Below are 19231 nucleotides of genomic sequence, written 5' to 3'. Positions count from 1 at the left end.
GGTCCCGATCACCCGGGGCCGGGAACGCGATGTTTTATGAGAACAACTCGTGCGCCAGTTCCAGCGCATCGACCAGCGTGTCGACCTCTTCCCTTGTGTTATACATCCCAAAGGAGGCACGGCAGGTCGCCGCCACACCAAGGTGATCCATCAGCGGCGCCGCGCAATGCTGCCCGGCGCGGACTGCCACACCTTTCTTGTCGAGAATGGTCGAAATATCATGAGGATGCGCGGCATTGTTCATAGTCAAGCTGAAGATCGCCGCCTTGCCCGGTGCCTGCCCCTGAACACTGATCCAGTTGAGGCCGTTCAGCCGCTCTGACGCGTAATTGCACAGATCGCGTTCATGGGCGGCGATGTTCTCCATGCCGATACCCATCATGTATTCCAGCGCAACACCCAACCCGATGGTCTGCACGATACCCGGCGTGCCGGCTTCGAACTTCATCGGCGGATCGTTGTAGGTGACCGTATCGCGCGTGACTTCGCGGATCATGTCGCCCCCGCCGATGAAGGGACGCATTTCCGCCATCCGTTCGGGGCGGATATAGATCGCCCCAGACCCCGACGGACCATAAAGCTTGTGTCCGGTGATGGCATAGAAATCGCAGCCGATATCCTGCACATCGACTGGCATGTGCACGGCGCCTTGCGACCCGTCCACCAAAACCGGAACGCCTTTGGCGCGGGCGCCTTCGGTCACCGCCTTTACATCCACCACGGTCCCCAACACGTTCGAACATTGGGTGATGGCAACCAGTTTGGTTTTCGGACCGATGGCATCGATCACCGCCTGCGGATCAAGGCTGCCGTCGGGCGCGGTATCCACCCATTTCAGAACGGCGCCTTGCCGTTCGCGCAGGAAATGCCAAGGCACGATATTGGCGTGATGCTCCATCACCGACAGAACGATCTCATCTCCCGGTTCAAACCGCGGCATCGCCCAGCTGTATGCCACCAGATTGATCCCCTCGGTGGTGCCAGAGTTCAGCACGATTGTGTTCTCATCACCTGCGTTCAGGAACCGGGAAATGACACCCCGCACGGATTCATACTTCTCGGTCGCCAGGTTAGACAGGAAGTGCAAGCCTCTGTGAACATTGGCGTATTCTTCCGAGTACGCCCGTGTGATCGCATCAATCACCACCTGCGGCTTCTGCGCCGAGGCGCCGTTGTCCAGATAGGTCAACGGCTTGCCGTTCACCTGCCGGGACAGGATCGGGAAATCGGATCGGATCGTGTTGACGTCATACATAAGCGGGCAGTCCCAGTTTGGCTGGGCCAAGAAGACCCAAAACGAATGTCAGAGTAAAGAGGGCCAGAAGGCTCGCCATCACCAGCACGCCAAAGGCGCGCCACAGGGAATTGAACCTATGCGCCTCATTCACGAAATGCAGGAGCACGTAAATCAAAAACACGTTAACCAGCAGGCTCAGCAACGCGCCGATACCGGCCGAGAGCAGCGTCACCACGATCACCACGGCCTGAATGCCGATACGGACCAGTTGCAGCCAGACCATCACCGGAAGAACTTGGGCAAAGCCACCCTGCCCACCGATCAGCCGACCGCAAAAGGTCACCGCAACGGAAAAGACCACGAGAAGCCCGGCAGAAAGCCCCACCAAAGCTGTCGGTGACATGTTGAGAAACGCCAGTTCCTGCGCCACCGGAAACAACCACAGCATCAGCGCATGGGTCAGCGCATTCAGCACGGCCACCAGCAAGAGACCGGTCCAGACCGCCTCGCCCCGCCACTGCTGGGCAAGAACGATCTCGGCCGCTTTGGCGGGGCTGCGCAGGGTCAGCAGTGCAAGGTTCAAGAACGGGGTCATGTGCGGGTCCAATAGGCTTCGATCATGCCGGACAGCCAGAACCACAGCACAACCGCCAGCCAGAGCAATCCAACACTGTTGAGCGCCGGACCAGGTCCGATGAACCCGGCAACCAATCCGTTCAGCAGCAAAAGCGGGCTGGAGGCCAGAAGCGTCCAGAACAGGACCAGACGAGAGCGATAAGCCTCACCCTGCCCGCCCAGCACACGCGCCAGAAGATGCAGCACGAAAGACATGGCATAAAGCGCCAGTGGCGCCATGAAGACCAGTCCCAGAAGTGCGCCGCCCAGCAGCATGTTCAACTCTTGCCCCGTCAGATGCGCCTCACGCGCAAGGCGCGGCATCTGCGCCACAAATGCCATGGCGCAGCCGAACATCACAAAGGCTAGCAACCGGTCTTCGCGGTGGCCCATAGACAGGAGCCGCGCAATTACACGGCGCGGCCCCCGGTATGTGGCGACAATGTCAGTTGTCACAGCCATCAGCGGCGCCGCGACAACCAGCCTTCGAGACGCGCGACGATTGCCTCGGCAATCGTGTCGTCCTCGATTTCCTCGACAGCTTCGGCCAGGAATGCAAGCGTCAACAGGTCGGTCGCATCACCTTCCGGCACCCCACGCGAACGCAGATAGAACAGCGCATCCTCGTCAATCGCGCCAGACGTGGAACCGTGCGAGCAGGCCACGTCATCGGCGTAGATCTCCAGCTCGGGCTTGGCGAGGAACTGGCTGTCGTCATCCAGCAGCAGCGATTGGCTGATCTGGTAGCCATCGGTTTTCTGCGCACCTTCCTTGACCAGGATCTTGCCCTGGAAAACACCGGTTGCCCCGTTGCGCAGCACCTTCTTGAAGACCTGACGACTTTCGCAATTCACCGCGTCGTGGGTGATGAACACGGTGTCATCGTGATGGAAGTCGCCATCACCGGCGCAGGCGCCCGCGATATGCGCAATGGCATCGTCGCCGGTCAGCTCGATCACCGCCTCGTTACGGGTCAGCACGCCGTTGACGGTCAGGGTAAAGGCCTTGAGCTGCGATTCCGTGCCGAGCCGCGCAAACAGATGCGTGGCCGCGCGGCGTTCGTGATCACGGCCCTGCGAACGCACCAGATGCAGCTTGCCGGTGTCGGCAATGTCAATCTCCATGCATTTGTTGAACCGCGCCGCCGCCGGACCGTTTTCCAGGATCGTGGCTTCGGCGCCCGCGTCCACAAGAATGACGTGGTGCAGGATTGCATCCGAACCGGTCTCGGTGTGGCGATAGACCATGTTGATCGGCTTGGAAGGGGTGCCGGTCACGTGGATCGCCAGACCATCCTGGGCAAAGGCCGTATTCAGCGCCGCAAGCGGACGGGCAACCGGGGATTGGCCGTGTGCCTCAAGAACACCGTACAAGTCCTTGGCCCAATGGATATCTTTTCCACAGATATCGGCGATCCGGTCAATTTGTACGCCTTCGAGCGCCAGATCATCCGAGGCCTCGGCGTCAAAGACGCCATCGACAAAGACCACCTTCAGGCTGTCGAATTCATCGAACATCGGCGGCTCGCCCGCGTCAAAGACGGCGGCAGGCGTGACCTCGGCCGAGGTCAGCGTCTCAGGCCGGGTGTATTTCCAGTACTCATCGCGGCGACCGGGCAGACCCAGCGTTTGCACGCGGGACAGCGCAGCGCGGCGTGCCGGTTCCAGGCAGCCGCCCTCGGGCAGCGTCAGCGCGGCGAGCCGCGCGTCCGTAGCTGTTTGTTTTACCTCGGGAAGCGCCATTTACGCCACCTCTGCCAGGATGTCGGCATAACCGTTGTTTTCCACCTCAAGCGCCAGCTCGGGGCCGCCGGTTTTGATGATGCGGCCATTGGCCATGATGTGCACCACATCCGGTTTGATGTGATCCAGCAGGCGCTGGTAGTGGGTGATCACCAGGAAGCCACGGCCTTCGTCACGCAGCGCGTTGACGCCATCGGCTACCAGCTTCATCGCGTCGACGTCCAGACCGGAGTCGGTTTCATCGAGAATGCACATCTTGGGGCCCAGCATTGCCATCTGCAGAATCTCGTTGCGCTTCTTCTCACCGCCGGAGAAACCGACGTTGACCGGACGTTTCAGCATGTCGGCGTCGATCTTCAGATCCTTGGCCTTGGCGCGGACTTCTTTCAGGAAATCAGCAGCGGAGAGTTCGTCCTCGCCGCGCGCCTTGCGCTGCGCGTTCACTGCGGTGCGCAGGAAGGTCATGTTGCCGACGCCGGGGATTTCGACCGGATACTGAAACGCCAGGAACAGGCCAGCTGCCGCGCGCTCTTCCGGCTCCAGATCCAGCAGATCTTCACCTTCCAGCGTCGCCGTGCCGCCCGTTACCTCATAGCCGTCCTTACCGGACAGAACATAAGACAGGGTCGATTTACCCGACCCGTTCGGTCCCATGATCGCGTGTACCTTGCCAGCCTCGACCGTCAGGTCCACACCTTTGAGGATCTGCTTATCCTCTTCTTCAAGTTTGACTTGCAGGTTTTTGATTTCCAGCATGATTTCCTCGTTTCTTATCCTGAATGCACGGCGGTGGCCGCGCCTGTATTCGTTTTCTTTGTCGGATCCACCGCCAGAGCCTGCTGGCTCCGCAACGCGGCGGGAAATGTGTCATAAAGCGCGGCCTGAGCCGCAGCGATGCCATCGGCATGGGGCAGCGACCCGTCGTCGTGGTGCAGGCCCCGCGCAAGACCGGGAATATCTTCCCATGCCTCTGGCGCGATCATCGCCCGCCCGATCGAGGCAGCGTAGTCGTGGTATTTCAGATATCCCTGATCACCGGGCCAAACCCATGTGGAGGGCACGCCATAGGAGTCCGCCGTGATCAGCCCATGCAGCGACGACGCAAAAACATGGCGGCAGGCGCCGATCTGTTGGCACACAACCTGGGGCGCCCCGCGCGGATCGATCAGATCGAAAGCAGGATCGGAGGCCGCAACGGCCAGGACCATCGGATCGTCGATCTGGCTGTGATGCGGTACCAATCCGATACGGTCGCCCCGCGTCGGCTTGTCGCCAAGCGCATCCGCGATCAGAAGCCCCGGATCCCCGAACCGGTTTGCCTGCAATCCCAGCAAGGCCGCGGTTACCGGGCCGCGCAGCAGGGCCACCTGAACATTTTCAAGGAACCCATTGGGAATATGGTGCAAAACACCGCTCCCCCAGATCCACGGTGCGTTGTCTTTCGGTGTGGATTTATCCGAAAAATTCCGGCGTACGATCTGCAGGATCGACCCCACCGCAAACAGATCCGCCTGCGCCGGGCGGCTGTGCTCCACCGCACGTCCCGAGACATGCGCCGTCACGATGCGCGACAGGGCATCACCGAAGTTCGGCGTGCCTTTCCACCAGAACAGCCGCAACGGCCCGTTATGCAGGCTTACGGAAGTCATTTCAAACCATCCCGCGAAGCTTGCCGACGGCGGGACAGCCAGAAGCCAATACACCAGAATCCCACTGCGCCGACCGCACCGACTGCATAAACGCCAAACCCATCCGTGACCCAGCCGCCCACAACGGCGCCCGTGCAAAACCCGGCCAGCAGCACTGCCGCGCTGCCGGTTCCCTGACGATGGAGGCGGTGGTGATCCCACGCGCCCCGAGCCGGTCTGGAAAAGTTTTGATCAGGCGTCCGCCGCATCAGTATCAGCCCACCGAACCTTCAAGGCTGATCGCAACCAGCTGCTGCGCTTCCATGGCGAATTCCATCGGCAGGGCCTGCAGCACGTCCTTGCAGAAGCCATTCACCACCAGAGCGATCGCTTCTTCTTCGTCCATGCCACGCTGACGGCAGTAGAACAGCTGTTCATCGTCCACCTTGGATGTGGTCGCCTCATGCTCCACCCGCGAGGAGTTGTTCTTCACTTCAATGTAGGGAACCGTGTGGGCGCCGCATTTGTCGCCGATCAACAAGCTGTCACACTGGGTGTAGTTGCGGCTTTCCTTGGCTTTAGGGTGCATAGAGACCAGACCACGATAGGTGTTCTGCGCCTTGCCGGCCGAAATCCCCTTGGACACGATGCGTGATTTTGTGCGCTTGCCCAGGTGCACCATCTTGGTGCCGGTGTCGGCCTGCTGCATGTTGTTGGCGATGGCGATCGAGTAGAACTCACCTTGGCTGTCGTCGCCGCGCAGGATGCAGGACGGGTATTTCCAGGTCACGGCAGAGCCGGTTTCCACCTGGGTCCACATCACCTTGGCTCGGTCACCGCGGCAATCAGCGCGTTTGGTGACAAAGTTGTAGATGCCGCCCTTGCCGTTTTCGTCACCGGGGTACCAGTTCTGAACGGTGGAGTATTTCACCTCGGCGTCTTCTTCGATGATGATCTCGACCACGGCTGCGTGCAGCTGGGCCACGTCACGCTGCGGCGCGGTGCAGCCTTCGAGGTAAGAAACGTAAGAACCCTTGTCCGCGATGATCAGAGTCCGCTCGAACTGGCCGGTGTTTTCCGCGTTGATGCGGAAATAGGTGGAGAGCTCCATCGGGCAGCGCACGCCCGGCGGCACGTAAACAAAGGAGCCATCCGAGAACACGGCCGAGTTCAGCGTGGCGTAGAAGTTGTCGGACACCGGCACGACCGAGCCGAGGTATTTCTTCACCAACTCTGGGTGGTTCTTGATCGCTTCGGAGATCGAGCAGAAGATGACACCGGCTTCTTCAAGCTCCTTCTGGAAGGTGGTGCCGACGGAAACGGAATCGAACACCGCGTCCACAGCGACCTTGCGGCCTTCGGCAGGCGCATCCTCAGCACCTTCGACGCCTGCCAGAATCATCTGTTCTTTCAGGGGAATACCCAGCTTTTCGTAGGTAGCAAGAAGCTTGGGGTCGACCTCGTCCAGTGACTTTGGCTTCACTTCCATCGATTTCGGACGGGCGTAGTAATACTGATCCTGGAAATCGATTTCCGGGTAGCTGACCATCGCCCAGTCCGGCTCATCCATCTGCTTCCAGCGTTCAAAGGCGGACAGACGCCATTCGGTCATCCATTCCGGTTCTTCGTTCTTTTCAGAGATCAGGCGCACGATATCGGGGTTCACGCCCTTGGGGGCGTATTCCATCTCGATATCGGTCTCCCAGCCGTATTTATACGTGCTGACCTCGGCCACCGCATCCACGGTTTCCTGGTCTACACCTTCCTTGACTTGCGTCTGGTCCAAAGCGGCCATGATCATCTCCTGCACTCACGCCGCGCGGGCGCGATGTTTCTTTTGTTTCTTCAGCCACGCTTCGGCAAAGCGCAGCACATCTTCTTCTGTTGTCTCCAGCCCGAGCGAAACCCGAACGGCGCCCTGGGCGGTAATCTCATCGTATCCCATCGCAGTCAGAACCGCGCTTGCCCGGACCTTGCCGCTGGAGCAGGCACTGCCCGCGCTAATGGCGAAACCAGCGAGGTCCATTTGCATGACCTGCGTTTCGCCTTTCCAGCCCGGTGTCGCGAAACAAGTGGTGTTGGGCAGGCGGGGCGACTCTTTCCCGACAAAAATAGTTTCCGGGGCGTCGACCGCAAGGGCATTTTCTAGAATATTTCTAAGTTCGGCGACGCGATCCCAACACCCATCGGCCAGATCCCGGGCCGCCGCCGTGGCAGCAGCCGCAAAACCGGCGATCCCGATCACGTTCTCGGTGCCCGAGCGGCGGCCCATTTCCTGTCCGCCGCCCTTGATCTGCGCCGCCAGATCGGTGCCGCGCTTCAGCACCAGCGCGCCGCAGCCCTTGGGGCCGCCCAGCTTATGCGCCGAAATCAGCGCCATCTCGGTGCCGAGCCAGTTAAAGGCCACCGGCAGCTTGCCAAAGGCCTGAGTGGCATCCGTCACCGCAAGCCCCTGCGGCAGGTTCTGCACCACGCCGGTTTCCGAATTGGCCGACTGCAACGTCGAGCCAGCCGGGTCGGGCACCTCGACGATACCCTGCTGGGACACCGAAAGATCCTCGTTAGTCCAGGCCCTTACGGCATCGTGTTCAACCGGGGCGCCGTGCAGACCCCGCCCAGACAAAGCCAGCGCTGCGCTCTCGGTGGCGCTGGAGGTAAAGACAATATCGGCCCCGTCTGCGCCAAAGGCCTCCGCGATTTGCGCGCGGCTGCGTTCGATCAGGGATTTTGCGGCACGCCCTTCGGCATGCACTGACGAAGGGTTGCCGCACAGGTCCATCGCCGCAATCATCGCATCGCGCGCCTCTGCCCGCACGGGCGTGGTGGCATTGTGATCCAGATAAACGCGTTTCATAGACTCATGTTTTCCAATCTGAGGGCACTTGGACCGTCCCTGCCTCTAGCGGGAACCGGGGTCAATCGGCCTCGGCGTCGACCACCGCAAAAAGGTTCGGAACCGCCGGGCACGGCGCCAGCTCGTTTTCGATCACATCCGACAGGCGCGTCTGGTGCAGGAACACATAGACCTGCGCGCTAAGACTTTGCCACAGACGGTTGGTCAGCGACTGCGCCCGCGATCCGGAGGCCGCGCCGGAGGCACCTGCCCCCTTGTGCATCGCATCAACGGTTTCATCGACGGCCGACAGCACATCCACCACACGGATTTCCGACGCCGGTTTCGCCAGACGATAGCCGCCGCCCGGCCCACGTACCGAAGCCACCAGATCCGCCCGGCGGAGTTTCACAAACAGCTGCTCCAGATAGGGCAGCGAAATATCCTGACGTTTGGAGATATCGCCAAGCACGACAAGGGTGCCTTCCGGTTGCAGGGCAATATCAGCAAGGGCAACCATGGCATAGCGCCCCTTGGTGGATAGTTTCATCGTCCAGACACTCCAAACAGCCGCGTAAATGCCGAAAACATTGACCTTAACCGCATCAACGCATATCTGATCTTGACAGCGCAGGTCCAAGACCCCCGCAGCAATTAGAACAGTTCTAAGGTGCCTTACCGAATTCGTCAAGTTTTCCCGGTCCGGCATTCAAGGAAATACCAAGAGTAGGAACGTACTGCCCATGCCTGAGGTCATTTTCCCCGGACCCGAAGGCCGCCTGGAAGGCCGCTATCACCCTCAAAAAGAAAAAGACGCACCCATCGCGATCATCCTGCATCCGCACCCTCAGTTTGGCGGCACGATGAACAACAAGGTTGTCTATAACCTGCACTATGCCTTCTACAACATGGGCTTCACCGTGCTGCGCTTCAATTTCCGGGGTGTTGGCCGGTCGCAGGGTGAATACGACCAAGGCGTCGGTGAGTTGTCCGATGCGGCATCGGCGCTGGATTACCTGCAGTCGATGAACAACAACTCCAAGCATTGCTGGGTTGCCGGCTTCTCCTTCGGGGCCTGGATCGGCATGCAGTTGCTGATGCGCCGCCCGGAGATCACTGGCTTCATCTCGGTAGCTCCGCCTGCCAATATGTATGACTTCTCCTTCCTGGCGCCATGCCCGTCCTCGGGTCTGATCATCAACGGCACCGCCGACCGCGTGGCGCCGCCCGCAGACACGGTGAACCTCGTGAACAAGCTGCACGAGCAGAAAGGTATCACCATTACCCATACCGAGGTCGAAGGCGCGGATCACTTCTTCCAGGATCAGCACATGGACACGCTGATGACCAACGTGAACGACTACGTCAAACGCCGCCTGACAGAGAACACGCGCTGATGAGCACGATCGAGACGCTGGCCCAAAAGCTGGCCATCGATACGCTGAAGATACAGGACGCCATCGGCCAGGACCGGCTTTATGTCGAAGTCGGACAGGTTCTGGGCGCGGCGTCCCAATCTCTGGAAGAGGCATTTCTAACCGAGATCCGCGTGCGCCTTGCCGAGCGCAAAGCCCGCGATTTCCTGAACCAGAAAATCGCAGCCCTGCAGGCCGAAGCTGAAGCGCAACTGAACAAGACGGACGGCGCGTCGTGACGATGCGCCTCCAACGGCAGTTCGACTTTCTCCTCGAAGCAGAAAAACTGCGCCAGATCGAACGGCAAAACCTCATTCTTGACGGGTCGCGCGCGGAAAACTCGGCCGAACACAGCTGGCACCTGGCACTTTATGCGTTGGCGCTCGCCCCGTTGGCCGACCCGGATGTGAACATCGACCGGGTCATCCGGATGCTGTTGCTGCATGATCTGGTGGAAATCGACGCGGGCGATCATCCGATCACCGATGACGTCGACTGGGAGGCCGTGGCGGTTTCTGAACTGGCAGCAGCCCAGCGACTGTTTGGCTTGCTCCCAGAGGATCAGGGCGCAGAGCTGTTCGACCTTTGGCGCGAATTTGAGGCAGGCGAAAGTCTTGATGCACGGTTCGCCAAGCATCTGGACCATTGTCAGCCGATCTTTCAGACCCTGTACTGCGCGGATGCGCCGGAGTTCCATTTTGATGTGGTCCGGGAAAACCTGTCCACTGGACGCGCCGCAGCGCTGGAGACGCAATTCCCCAAGGCCTACCATCACGCGATGAACCTTTTGGGTCAGGGCAGCGTAGCGAGTTGCGCGACACTGACCCAGAGGCTGGAATTCCTCAACCAGGCCGACGCGCTGAAACTGGTTCTGCGCGCCTCCAAACTCGGAGATGGATCGCGCCGGGAAAACTCTGCCGAACACAGCTGGCACATCATGCTCTATGGCTGGATCCTGGCCGAGCACAGTGCCCACGACGTGGATGTGGGCCGCATCGTGCAGATGCTGTTGCTACATGATCTTGTGGAAATCGACGCCGGGGACACTCCAATACACGGCACCCAGGACCCTGCGGCGCTGGCCGCGCTTGAGGCCAAGGAAGCCGCCGCCGCAGAGCGCCTGTTCCACCTTCTGCCGCATCCGCAAGGCAGCGCCTTTCACGGGCTCTGGACCGAGTTTGAAGCCGCTGAGAGTCCGGATGCTATCTACGCCAAATCCATCGACCGGGTTCAGCCGATCTTTCTGAACCTATTGAACGGTGGCGGAAGCTGGGTGGAATACGATGTCAGCCTCAGCCAGCTGGAAGAACGCGTCGGGGTGAAAGTGGCCAGGGGGGCGCCAGAGGTCTGGACCCATGTGCGCGCTCAGTTATTGCCCTGGTTTGAAGCCGCCGGCCGGGTCTAAACACCTCCCCTCCGGACGGGTCCCACAGACATAATCAGACCAAACGGAAACGGGGGCAGTGATCACCACGGCCCCCGTTTCAATTCATTTACTAAATTCCGCCCAGCCAATGCGATGGACGGAATACCCAGATTGCTGGGCAGAGTTGCGTCAGCTCACCAGACGCAGCCCCCCTGCTCCACCCATACCTGACTGCTGATCATCAAGCTCAAAACGCGACAGCGTTCCGGCCAGCTCACGCGCCTTGCTGTCCATGCTCATGCTCATGGCGGTCATTTCCTCAACCATGGCAGCATTGGTTTGGGTCGCCCCGTCCAGCGTGCTAAGCGCCGAAGCCATTTCGGACAGGGCCGAAGCCTGATCGGTTGATGTGCCGGAGATTGCCTCGATCAGCTTATTGGTTTCGGAAACCCGCGCGACGATATCCTGAAGGGCGTCGCCAGCCTTGTTGACCAGTTCCGAACCTTCCTTGACCTGCTTGGCGCTGGTTCCAATCAGCGACTTCACCTCGTTTGCAGCGTCGGCGGTGCGCTGCGCTAGTGCCCGGACTTCGGCCGCCACAACAGCGAAGCCTCGGCCACTTTCTCCGGCGCGGGCGGCCTCGACGCCCGCATTCAACGCCAAAAGGTTGGTCTGGAAGGAAATATCCTCGATCACGTTGATGATCGTCGAAATCTCGTTGGAGGACTGTTCGATGTTTCCCATGGCATCCACGGCTGCCGACATCAGATCGCCGTTTTCCACCGCGCCGCGATAGGCCGTGCGCGCATTCTCGGCGGCCTTGCCGGAATCAGCCGCGCTTTTCTTCACTGACTCGCTGAGCTCCTGAAGGGCTGCCGTGGTTTCGGTCAGGGTTGCCGCCTGCGATTCCGTCCGGGCCGACAGGCTTTGCACCGCCTCAGAAACGGAATGCGCATCGTTGCGGAAATCGCCGGAGATCGTCATTGCGGTGCCAATGCCCGAGTTCAGGCTTTCCGCCAGTTCATTGAAGGCGTCGCGCATGGATTCGTACTCATGCGGGAAATCACCGGTGATACGACCGCTGAGGTTTCCCGCCGCCATAGTTTTCAGGCTCTCGTCGAAAATCATCACAACGTTTTCTGAATCCCGCTTGCTACGCAGGGCTTCCTCTTCTGCCTCCTCAGCCTTGGCTGCCTCTTCCTGCAGCGCCTGTTGCTGCTCTTCGAGCGCCCTACGGGCCGCCTGACGCTGATAGATGCTCATCAGCAGAATACCGGCCTCCAGCAGCAGGATCACGGCGTGCATCACCGTGCGTTCGATGCTGGCAAGGACGGAGCCGCCCGGGAACACCAAGGAGGGCAGCATCAGGCTGAAGGCAAGGTGATGAACCGCCACAAGCACGGTGGCAAAGATAACCGCGCCGGGACTGTAAAGGGTCGACACCACGGCGAGCGAGGCGAAGAACAGCATATGACTGTCGATCTGCCAAGCATGACCCGTAAAGGAGGTCGTGAACAGGATGCTGTGACCGATATAGCAGAAGGCGATGACATAATCGCGAAAACTATCGGAGAATCCTTTTGATAGCCAGGTCAACAGGCCCAACGCACCGCTCAAGCTGGCCATCAGCCACCACGGCACCGCGCCATCAACGAAATAGGCCACCAGGGCCGGAGCAGGCAGCAGGACCAGAGTGGCCACACGCTGAAACTGTTTGTCAGATGAGTTTGTGACGGTGGACATATCCAGCCCATCGCCTTGTGTAACCTTGCCCATACTCGAGCAGCCCCTTTACTCACTCTGCGCAGATCTGGGCGATCACCGTTCCATCGACCACAAACCAAGCGCCGTTCTCTTTTAACCGTCTGGCGTCCGCCAGATCCTCAAGCACTGTTAGCGCACCAAACGGCGCCCGTTCGGGGGAAATCTCCTGCAGACCGGATCCGGCGATCACGTCGGGTGCATCCGGCCCCCATGGCGCCGACACCACAAGGATTGGCGTGCCCGGGCTCAGGTCTTTGTTCGAAGCCAGAACCAGCAACGGCGACAATGCAACAACGATACAAGCCGCCATGCCGGCCAGAAAATGCTTCATCAGATTTCCTTCCGGACTTCTCTCTATCCAAAACTCGTTGCCATTTGGTTAGAAAATTGAAAGCTGTTTTAACGATCATCCACAATCGCACGCCCCATAGAAACGGGCTCTTCCCACAGCCCTTCAAATAAATTTTTAGCAAGGCCAGGATCCGAAATTTTCGCGCGGCACGGTTTTCGGGACTGTTCCAACGCAGCGGCTTGCGATACCCGGAAGACACCACATCTCTCCCGGAAACTTCGGAGGCCGCGATGCCCGTTCACTACATCTACCTGATCGTCGCAGTTGCCGCCGAAACCATTGGCACCACCGCCCTGCAGGCCAGCCAGCAGTTCAGCCGCCTGGTGCCCTCCCTGATCGTTCTGGTCGCCTACGGGTTTTCCTTCTACATGCTGGGCCTGACCCTAAAGGTGATGCCGGTGGGGATCGTCTATGCCATCTGGTCCGGGCTCGGCATCGTGTTGATCGCGGTGATCGGTCTTGTGGTCTTTGGCCAGAAACTGGACCTGCCGGCCGTGCTTGGCATGGCGATGATCTTGGCGGGAATCCTTGTCATTCATCTGTTTTCAGGGTCTTCTGGCCACTGACACAGGCGCCCCGGCGCCCAAATCGCTGCGTCGCAGCGGCCTTTGCGCCGTGTTTGCGGATTTTCTCTGGCCTTCGGGCCGGTATCGGGCTATGCGCGGCGCAACTTCCTTACAAAGGCTGACGTCATGGACCTGCGCAACATTGCGATCATTGCACACGTGGACCACGGGAAAACCACCCTGGTCGACGAGCTGCTGAAACAATCCGGCGCCTTTCGCGAAAACCAGGCTGTGGCGGAACGCGCCATGGACAGCAACGATCTGGAGCGCGAGCGGGGCATTACCATTTTTGCCAAACCGACTTCGGTCGAATGGAAAGGCACACGGATCAACATCGTGGACACCCCCGGTCACGCCGACTTTGGCGGTGAGGTAGAGCGGATCCTGTCCATGGTGGACGGTGTTGTGCTGCTGGTCGATGCCGCCGAAGGCCCGATGCCGCAGACCAAGTTTGTGACCTCCAAGGCGCTTGCGCTTGGCCTGCGTCCGATCGTTGTGCTGAACAAGGTGGACAAGCCCGACGCCGAGCCGGACCGCGCACTGGACGAATGTTTTGATCTCTTCGCCTCGCTTGACGCGAATGAGGACCAGCTCGACTTCCCGCATATGTACGCCTCGGGCCGCAATGGCTGGGCCGATGCAGAGCTGGACGGTCCCCGCAAGGACCTGCACGCGCTGTTCAACCTGATCGTCAACCACGTGCCCGAGCCTGCACAGATCAAGCGTCAGGATGAAGATTTCCGCATGCTGGCCACCACGCTGGGCAGCGACCCCTTTGTGGGCCGCCTTCTGACAGGCCGTGTCGAATCCGGCACTCTGAAAGTGGGGGCGACGGTTCAGGCGCTGACCCGCATGGGCCAGAAGATCGAACAGTTCCGCGTGACCCGTATCCAGGCGTTCCGTGGTCTGGCTCAACAGGACATCGAAGAAGCCCAGGCGGGCGACATCGTCTCCATCGCCGGCATGGCCAAGGCGACCGTGGCCGATACAATCTGCGCCCTGGCCGTGGACGAACCCCTGGATGCCCAGCCCATCGACCCGCCCACCATCACCGTGACCTTCGGCATCAACGACAGCCCGCTGGCGGGTCGTGATGGCAAGAAGGTCCAATCGCGCGTTATCCGTGACCGCCTGATGAAAGAGGCCGAATCCAACGTCGCGATCAAGATCGCTGACACCCCCGGCGGCGAGGCTTTCGAAGTTTCGGGCCGCGGAGAACTGCAGATGGGCGTTCTGATCGAAAACATGCGCCGTGAAGGGTTCGAACTGTCGATCTCCCGCCCGCAGGTGATCATGCGCGAAGAGAACGGCGTCAAGATGGAGCCCGTCGAAGAGGCTACCATCGACGTTGATGACGAATACTCCGGCGCGGTGATCGAAAAACTGACTGGCGCCCGCAAGGGTGAGCTCGTCGAGATGAAGCCCGCAGGCGCTGGCAAGACCCGGATTATCGCTCATGTACCTTCGCGTGGTCTGATCGGCTATCACGGTGAATTCCTGACCGACACCCGCGGCACCGGTGTTCTGAACCGCGTGTTCCACGGCTGGACCCCTCACAAAGGCCCCATTCCTGGCCGTCGTGCAGGTGTGCTGATCTCCATGGAGAACGGCCAGTCCGTTGCCTACGCCCTGTGGAACCTCGAAGAGCGCGGCAAGATGATGATCGGCGCCCAGGCCGACGTCTATACTGGCATGATCATCGGCGAACACTCCCGTGACAACGATCTGGAAGTGAACCCGCTGAAAGGCAAGAAACTGACCAACGTGCGCGCCTCTGGCACGGATGAGGCAGTGCGCCTTACCACCCCGATGACGCTGTCGCTGGAAGAGGCAATTGCCTATATCAATGACGACGAGCTGGTCGAAGTCACGCCAAACAACGTACGCCTGCGCAAGCGCTACCTGGATCCGCATGAACGCAAGCGGATGGCCAAGTCTAACGGCTGATCACATTTACGAGGCCGCCCCCCGGGGCGGCCTTTTTCTATGCCACATTCATGATAGGGTCCGCCAAAATTACAGGAGGACCCGAATGCAGAAAATTCAGGTACAGGGCGTCCATCACATCACGCTGACTGGCGCCGACAGGCAGACATCGATCGATTTCTGGGAAGGCCTCTTGGGCATGCCCTTCGTCTTTGATCAGCCCAATCTGGACAATCCGGACGAAGGCCACCTCTATTTCGATCCCGGTGACGGGCGGCTGATTACCGTCTTCACCAATGAAACCCGCACGCCCGACCGCCGCCGCACCCCAACGGAACCCGGCTGTGTGCATCACATCGCGTTCAACGTCAGCAGGGCCATGTTCTCGCAAGTTGAAAAACGGCTGAAGGACCGCGGCATTGGCCATTCCGGCGCGAAGGACCGCGGCTTCATGGATTCGATCTATTTCAAGGATCCGCTGGGGCTGATGATCGAGCTGGCTTGCTACAGGTTTGAACCGCCCACCGGCTGCACCCATGCGGATGTAATGATCGAAGCCCACAAGATCCGCGTCGCCCGCGGAGATTACAACATTCAGGAAGAGCACCTGGCCGATGCGATCGAGCTTCTGGTGACCTGCCATACCTCCAGCCTGACGGACGATAGACGACCCCGCGATCCCTATTGATCACTGGTGGCATTCCGGCAAAAGAAAAGGAGCGCAGGAAGGCCTGCGCTCCTTTTTTGTCTCACCCTGCCCTTTTTGGGCAGGTCGCGGAAAACCGCAGTTATTCAGAGGTTTCCACCACCATCAGTTCACGCTCAGAGGCGGCGCGCGCGTGGCTCAGCGCCTCCTGGTATTCGGGGCTGTTGTAGCAGTCGACGGCGGCCTCGACGCTTGGGAATTTCGCCACCACGTTCCGCGGGCGTTCCTTGCCTTCCAGCTGTACGAACTTACCGCCGCGGGCGATGAAGCTGCCGCCGTGTTTCGCAATCGCCGGGCCGACCAGCTCAGCGTATTTGCCATAGGCCTCCGCATCGGTGACCGTGACGTGAGCAATCCAGAGTGCGCCCATGATTATCCCTCCAAAAGTTGTTCTGCAGCCGCGATGGCCGCTTCGGCCCCGGCAAAATCCTTGCCGCCGCCCTGCGCCATATCGGGACGGCCACCGCCGCCCTTACCGCCAACAGCAGGCACAGCAGCCTTCAGCACATCTACCGCGGACACCTGACCAGTCAGATCATCGGTAACCCCGGCCGCGACTGCGACCTTACCGTCGTCGTTGGCGATCAGCAGGATCACACCAGAACCGAGTTTCTGTTTATGTGCATCAATGAGCCCGCGCAGATCCTTGCCGGAGACGCCTTCCAGCGCCTGACCGAGGAAGGTCTTACCCCCGATCTCTTTGGTCTCGACGCCACCGGACGCACCGCCACCCATAGCGACTTGCTGTTTCAGCTGCGATACCTCGTTCTGCAGCGCCTTGCGCTCGTCCATCAGCGCCTTGATGCGGTCGATGACATCGGAAGGCTGTGCCTTGAGCATCGCTGCCACATCCGCCATCCGGCCCGCCTCGGCCTCCAGATATTCAGAGGCTGCAGCGCCGGTCAGCGCCTCGATGCGCCGCACGCCAGCCGAGGATGCGCTGTCGCCAAGGATGACGAAGGAACCGATATCTCCGGTCTGCTTCACATGTGTCCCGCCGCAGAGTTCGATGGAATAGGTCTGTTTGTCGTGACCCTTGCCGGTTGCTGCGCGCCCCATGGAGACGACACGAACCTCGTCGCCGTATTTCTCACCGAACAGCGCCTGCGCACCCAGGGCACGGGCATCATCCGGCGTCATGATCCGGGTCTCCACCGGGGTGTTCTGGCGAATATAGGTGTTCACGTCTTTTGAAACCTGGGTCAGCTCCTCGGCGCTCAGCGCCTTCCCGTGGCTGAAGTCAAAGCGCAGACGATCCTCAGCGTTGAGCGAGCCGCGCTGTGCCACGTGATCGCCAAGCGCCTCCCGCAGGGCCTCGTGCAGCAGGTGCGTGGCGGAGTGATTGGCACGAATGGCGCTGCGGCGGGTGTAATCCACCACCAGCTGCGCGGGTGCATTGACCGTCACGATCCCATCGGTCACTTCGCAGAAGTGGATAAAGACATCGGCAGCTTTCTTGGTGTCCGTGACGCGCAGGGCGCCACCTTCGAGACGGATTTCACCGCTGTCTCCGACCTGACCACCGGATTCGGCATAGAACGGCGTCTGGTTCAGGATAAGCTGAACGCTATCGCCCTTACCCGCCTCACGCACGATCTCGCCATCCTTGACGATGGCCTGGATCTGGCCTTCGGCGCTTTCGGTTTCATAGCCGAGGAAATCGGTGGCGCCATGTTCATCGGCAATATCGAACCATAGCGTGCTGTCGGCACTTTCGCCCGAGCCGGACCATGCGGCACGCGCCTTGGCCTTTTGCGCCGCCATGGCGGTATCGAAGCCGTCGGTGTCGACTTCACGGCCCTTTTCGCGCAGGGCGTCCTGCGTCAGGTCCAGTGGGAAGCCATAGGTATCATAAAGCTTGAACGCAGCCTCACCCGGCAGGGGTGCGCCCTGGTCCAGTCCGGACAGTTCGTCGTCCAGCAGCTTCAGACCGCGGTCCAGCGTCTGTTTGAAACGGTTTTCCTCCAGGTGCAGCGTTTCCTGGATCAGCGCCTGCGCGCGGCCCAGTTCCGGATAGGCGGCGCCCATCTGCTGCACCAGGGCCGGGACCAGCTGGTGCATCACCGGATCCTTGGCGCCCAGCAGGTGCGCGTGGCGCATGGCGCGGCGCATGATGCGGCGCAGCACATAGCCGCGCCCATCGTTGGAAGGCATCACGCCATCAGCAATCAGGAAAGAGGTAGAGCGCAGATGGTCCGCGATCACCCGGTGGTGCACGTTCTGATCGCCATAAGGATCAACGTTGGTGACATCGGCCGAGGCTTCGATCAGCGCCTTGAACAGGTCGGTGTCATAGTTGTCGTGACTGCCCTGCAGCAGCGCACCGATACGCTCAAGCCCCATGCCGGTGTCGATGGACTGCATGTCCAGCGCCTTCATCGAGCCATCTTCGAACTGTTCGTTCTGCATGAAAACGACGTTCCAGATCTCGATGAAACGGTCGCCATCTTCATCAGCGCTGCCCGGAGGGCCGCCCCAGATGTGATCGCCGTGATCGTAGAAGATTTCAGTACACGGACCGCAGGGCCCGGTCGGCCCCATTTGCCAGAAGTTGTCCGAGGTATCGATGCGGATGATCCGGTCCTCGGGCACGCCGACCTTTTTCCAGATTTCAAAGGCTTCGTCGTCGGTATGATAGACGGTGGTCAGCAGACGGCTTTTGTCAATGCCGAATTCCTTGGTAATCAGCTCCCAGGCAAAGGGGATCGCCTCTTTCTTGAAGTAGTCCCCAAAGGAGAAGTTGCCCAGCATTTCAAAGAACGTGTGGTGGCGCGCGGTATAGCCGACGTTGTCGAGATCGTTGTGCTTGCCGCCCGCCCGCACACATTTCTGCGCGGTGGTGGCACGTTTGTAATCACGATGCTCGACCCCGGTAAAAAGGTTCTTGAACTGGACCATGCCCGAGTTGGTGAACATCAGGGTGGGATCGTTGCGGGGCACAAGCGGACCGGATTCCACGATTTCGTGGCCTTGCTTGGCAAAGTAGTTCAGGAAGGTGGAGCGGATGTCGTTCAGCGTCGCCATATGCGGGATCCCTTTTCGGGCTTTGTCAGGGTTTCAGGCAGGTTTAGCCCCAGAGCG

19 protein-coding genes are annotated in these 19231 nt (G+C 60.2%); 6 read left to right on the top strand and 13 right to left on the bottom strand.

All coding sequences use genetic code 11. From position 1 onward, the window contains the following. Positions 1-34 precede the first annotated feature (34 nt). The 9 genes from SM766_RS00510 to iscR all read right to left on the bottom strand — a co-directional run bounded on the left by SM766_RS00510 (position 35) and on the right by iscR (position 8605). Positions 35-1255, bottom strand: coding sequence for a cysteine desulfurase (locus SM766_RS00510; RefSeq protein ID WP_368946564.1), 1221 nt, complete (start codon positions 1253-1255; stop codon positions 35-37). After that, the gene (locus SM766_RS00505; protein WP_368946563.1) at positions 1248-1832 is read right to left on the bottom strand and encodes a YIP1 family protein; all 585 of its coding nucleotides are present in this window, start codon (positions 1830-1832) and stop codon (positions 1248-1250) included. The genes SM766_RS00510 and SM766_RS00505 overlap by 8 nt, the downstream gene beginning before the upstream one ends. After that, a complete protein-coding gene (locus SM766_RS00500; protein ID WP_274866524.1) occupies positions 1829-2314 on the bottom strand; it encodes a YIP1 family protein in 486 nt (161 codons plus the stop codon). Before SM766_RS00500 ends, SM766_RS00505 begins: the two co-directional genes overlap by 4 nt. Continuing rightward, entirely contained in the window at positions 2314-3594 is a 1281-nt protein-coding gene (locus SM766_RS00495; protein WP_368946562.1) for a SufB/SufD family protein, read from the bottom strand. Before SM766_RS00495 ends, SM766_RS00500 begins: the two co-directional genes overlap by 1 nt. After that, positions 3595-4350: a Fe-S cluster assembly ATPase SufC gene (sufC, locus tag SM766_RS00490; RefSeq protein WP_065270321.1), complete on the bottom strand. Its 756-nt coding sequence runs from the start codon at positions 4348-4350 to the stop codon at positions 3595-3597. A gap of 14 nt (positions 4351-4364) precedes the next feature. After that, complete coding sequence (locus tag SM766_RS00485; protein WP_368946561.1) at positions 4365-5243, bottom strand: polysaccharide pyruvyl transferase family protein; 879 nt, start codon at positions 5241-5243, stop codon at positions 4365-4367. 253 nt (positions 5244-5496) lie between these two features. Next, entirely contained in the window at positions 5497-7017 is a 1521-nt protein-coding gene (gene sufB / locus SM766_RS00480) for a Fe-S cluster assembly protein SufB (RefSeq protein WP_368946560.1), read from the bottom strand. A gap of 15 nt (positions 7018-7032) precedes the next feature. Further along, positions 7033-8076 carry a cysteine desulfurase family protein gene (locus SM766_RS00475; RefSeq protein WP_368946559.1) on the bottom strand — a complete coding sequence of 348 codons (1044 nt, stop codon included), beginning with the start codon at positions 8074-8076 and terminating at the stop codon, positions 7033-7035. A gap of 61 nt (positions 8077-8137) precedes the next feature. Next, positions 8138-8605 carry a Fe-S cluster assembly transcriptional regulator IscR gene (iscR, locus tag SM766_RS00470; RefSeq protein WP_065270325.1) on the bottom strand — a complete coding sequence of 156 codons (468 nt, stop codon included), beginning with the start codon at positions 8603-8605 and terminating at the stop codon, positions 8138-8140. Between the two features lie 193 nt (positions 8606-8798). On the opposite strand from iscR, the gene SM766_RS00465 reads away from it, so the two are divergent. Genes SM766_RS00465 through SM766_RS00455 form a run of 3 tightly spaced genes read left to right on the top strand, consistent with a single transcriptional unit; the run spans position 8799 to position 10875 of the window. Next, positions 8799-9452, top strand: a complete 654-nt coding sequence (locus SM766_RS00465) for an alpha/beta hydrolase (RefSeq protein ID WP_065270326.1) — start codon at positions 8799-8801, stop codon at positions 9450-9452. Continuing rightward, a complete protein-coding gene (locus SM766_RS00460; protein WP_274829296.1) occupies positions 9452-9709 on the top strand; it encodes a hypothetical protein in 258 nt (85 codons plus the stop codon). Before SM766_RS00465 ends, SM766_RS00460 begins: the two co-directional genes overlap by 1 nt. Continuing rightward, positions 9706-10875: an HD domain-containing protein gene (locus SM766_RS00455; RefSeq protein WP_368946558.1), complete on the top strand. Its 1170-nt coding sequence runs from the start codon at positions 9706-9708 to the stop codon at positions 10873-10875. The genes SM766_RS00460 and SM766_RS00455 overlap by 4 nt, the downstream gene beginning before the upstream one ends. A gap of 150 nt (positions 10876-11025) precedes the next feature. Here SM766_RS00455 and SM766_RS00450 read toward each other — a convergent pair whose 3' ends face one another. Then, a complete protein-coding gene (locus tag SM766_RS00450; protein ID WP_368946557.1) occupies positions 11026-12612 on the bottom strand; it encodes a methyl-accepting chemotaxis protein in 1587 nt (528 codons plus the stop codon). A gap of 19 nt (positions 12613-12631) precedes the next feature. Then, on the bottom strand, positions 12632-12931 hold the full coding sequence (locus tag SM766_RS00445; protein ID WP_274833643.1) for a hypothetical protein: 300 nt from the start codon (positions 12929-12931) through the stop codon (positions 12632-12634). 251 nt (positions 12932-13182) lie between these two features. On the opposite strand from SM766_RS00445, the gene SM766_RS00440 reads away from it, so the two are divergent. The 3 genes from SM766_RS00440 (at position 13183) to SM766_RS00430 (ending at position 16132) form a co-directional block, all read left to right on the top strand. After that, positions 13183-13518, top strand: coding sequence for a DMT family transporter (locus tag SM766_RS00440; RefSeq protein ID WP_274833646.1), 336 nt, complete (start codon positions 13183-13185; stop codon positions 13516-13518). 126 nt (positions 13519-13644) lie between these two features. Beyond that, positions 13645-15465, top strand: a complete 1821-nt coding sequence (typA, locus tag SM766_RS00435) for a translational GTPase TypA (RefSeq protein WP_065270331.1) — start codon at positions 13645-13647, stop codon at positions 15463-15465. Between the two features lie 85 nt (positions 15466-15550). Further along, entirely contained in the window at positions 15551-16132 is a 582-nt protein-coding gene (locus SM766_RS00430) for a VOC family protein (RefSeq protein ID WP_065270332.1), read from the top strand. 100 nt (positions 16133-16232) lie between these two features. Here SM766_RS00430 and SM766_RS00425 read toward each other — a convergent pair whose 3' ends face one another. Both SM766_RS00425 and alaS read right to left on the bottom strand, forming a co-directional pair. Continuing rightward, complete coding sequence (locus SM766_RS00425) at positions 16233-16520, bottom strand: DUF1330 domain-containing protein (RefSeq protein ID WP_368946556.1); 288 nt, start codon at positions 16518-16520, stop codon at positions 16233-16235. Positions 16521-16522: 2 nt separating this feature from the next. After that, the gene (gene alaS / locus SM766_RS00420) at positions 16523-19174 is read right to left on the bottom strand and encodes an alanine--tRNA ligase (protein WP_368946555.1); all 2652 of its coding nucleotides are present in this window, start codon (positions 19172-19174) and stop codon (positions 16523-16525) included. Between the last annotated feature and the right edge of the window lie 57 nt (positions 19175-19231).

This window comes from Pseudophaeobacter sp. A-200-2, assembly GCF_041008815.1.
GTDB classification, from domain to species: domain Bacteria; phylum Pseudomonadota; class Alphaproteobacteria; order Rhodobacterales; family Rhodobacteraceae; genus Phycobacter; species Phycobacter gallaeciensis_A.
Note: the sequence above shows the minus strand (reverse complement) of the source record. Positions and strands in the feature narration are given on the sequence as shown.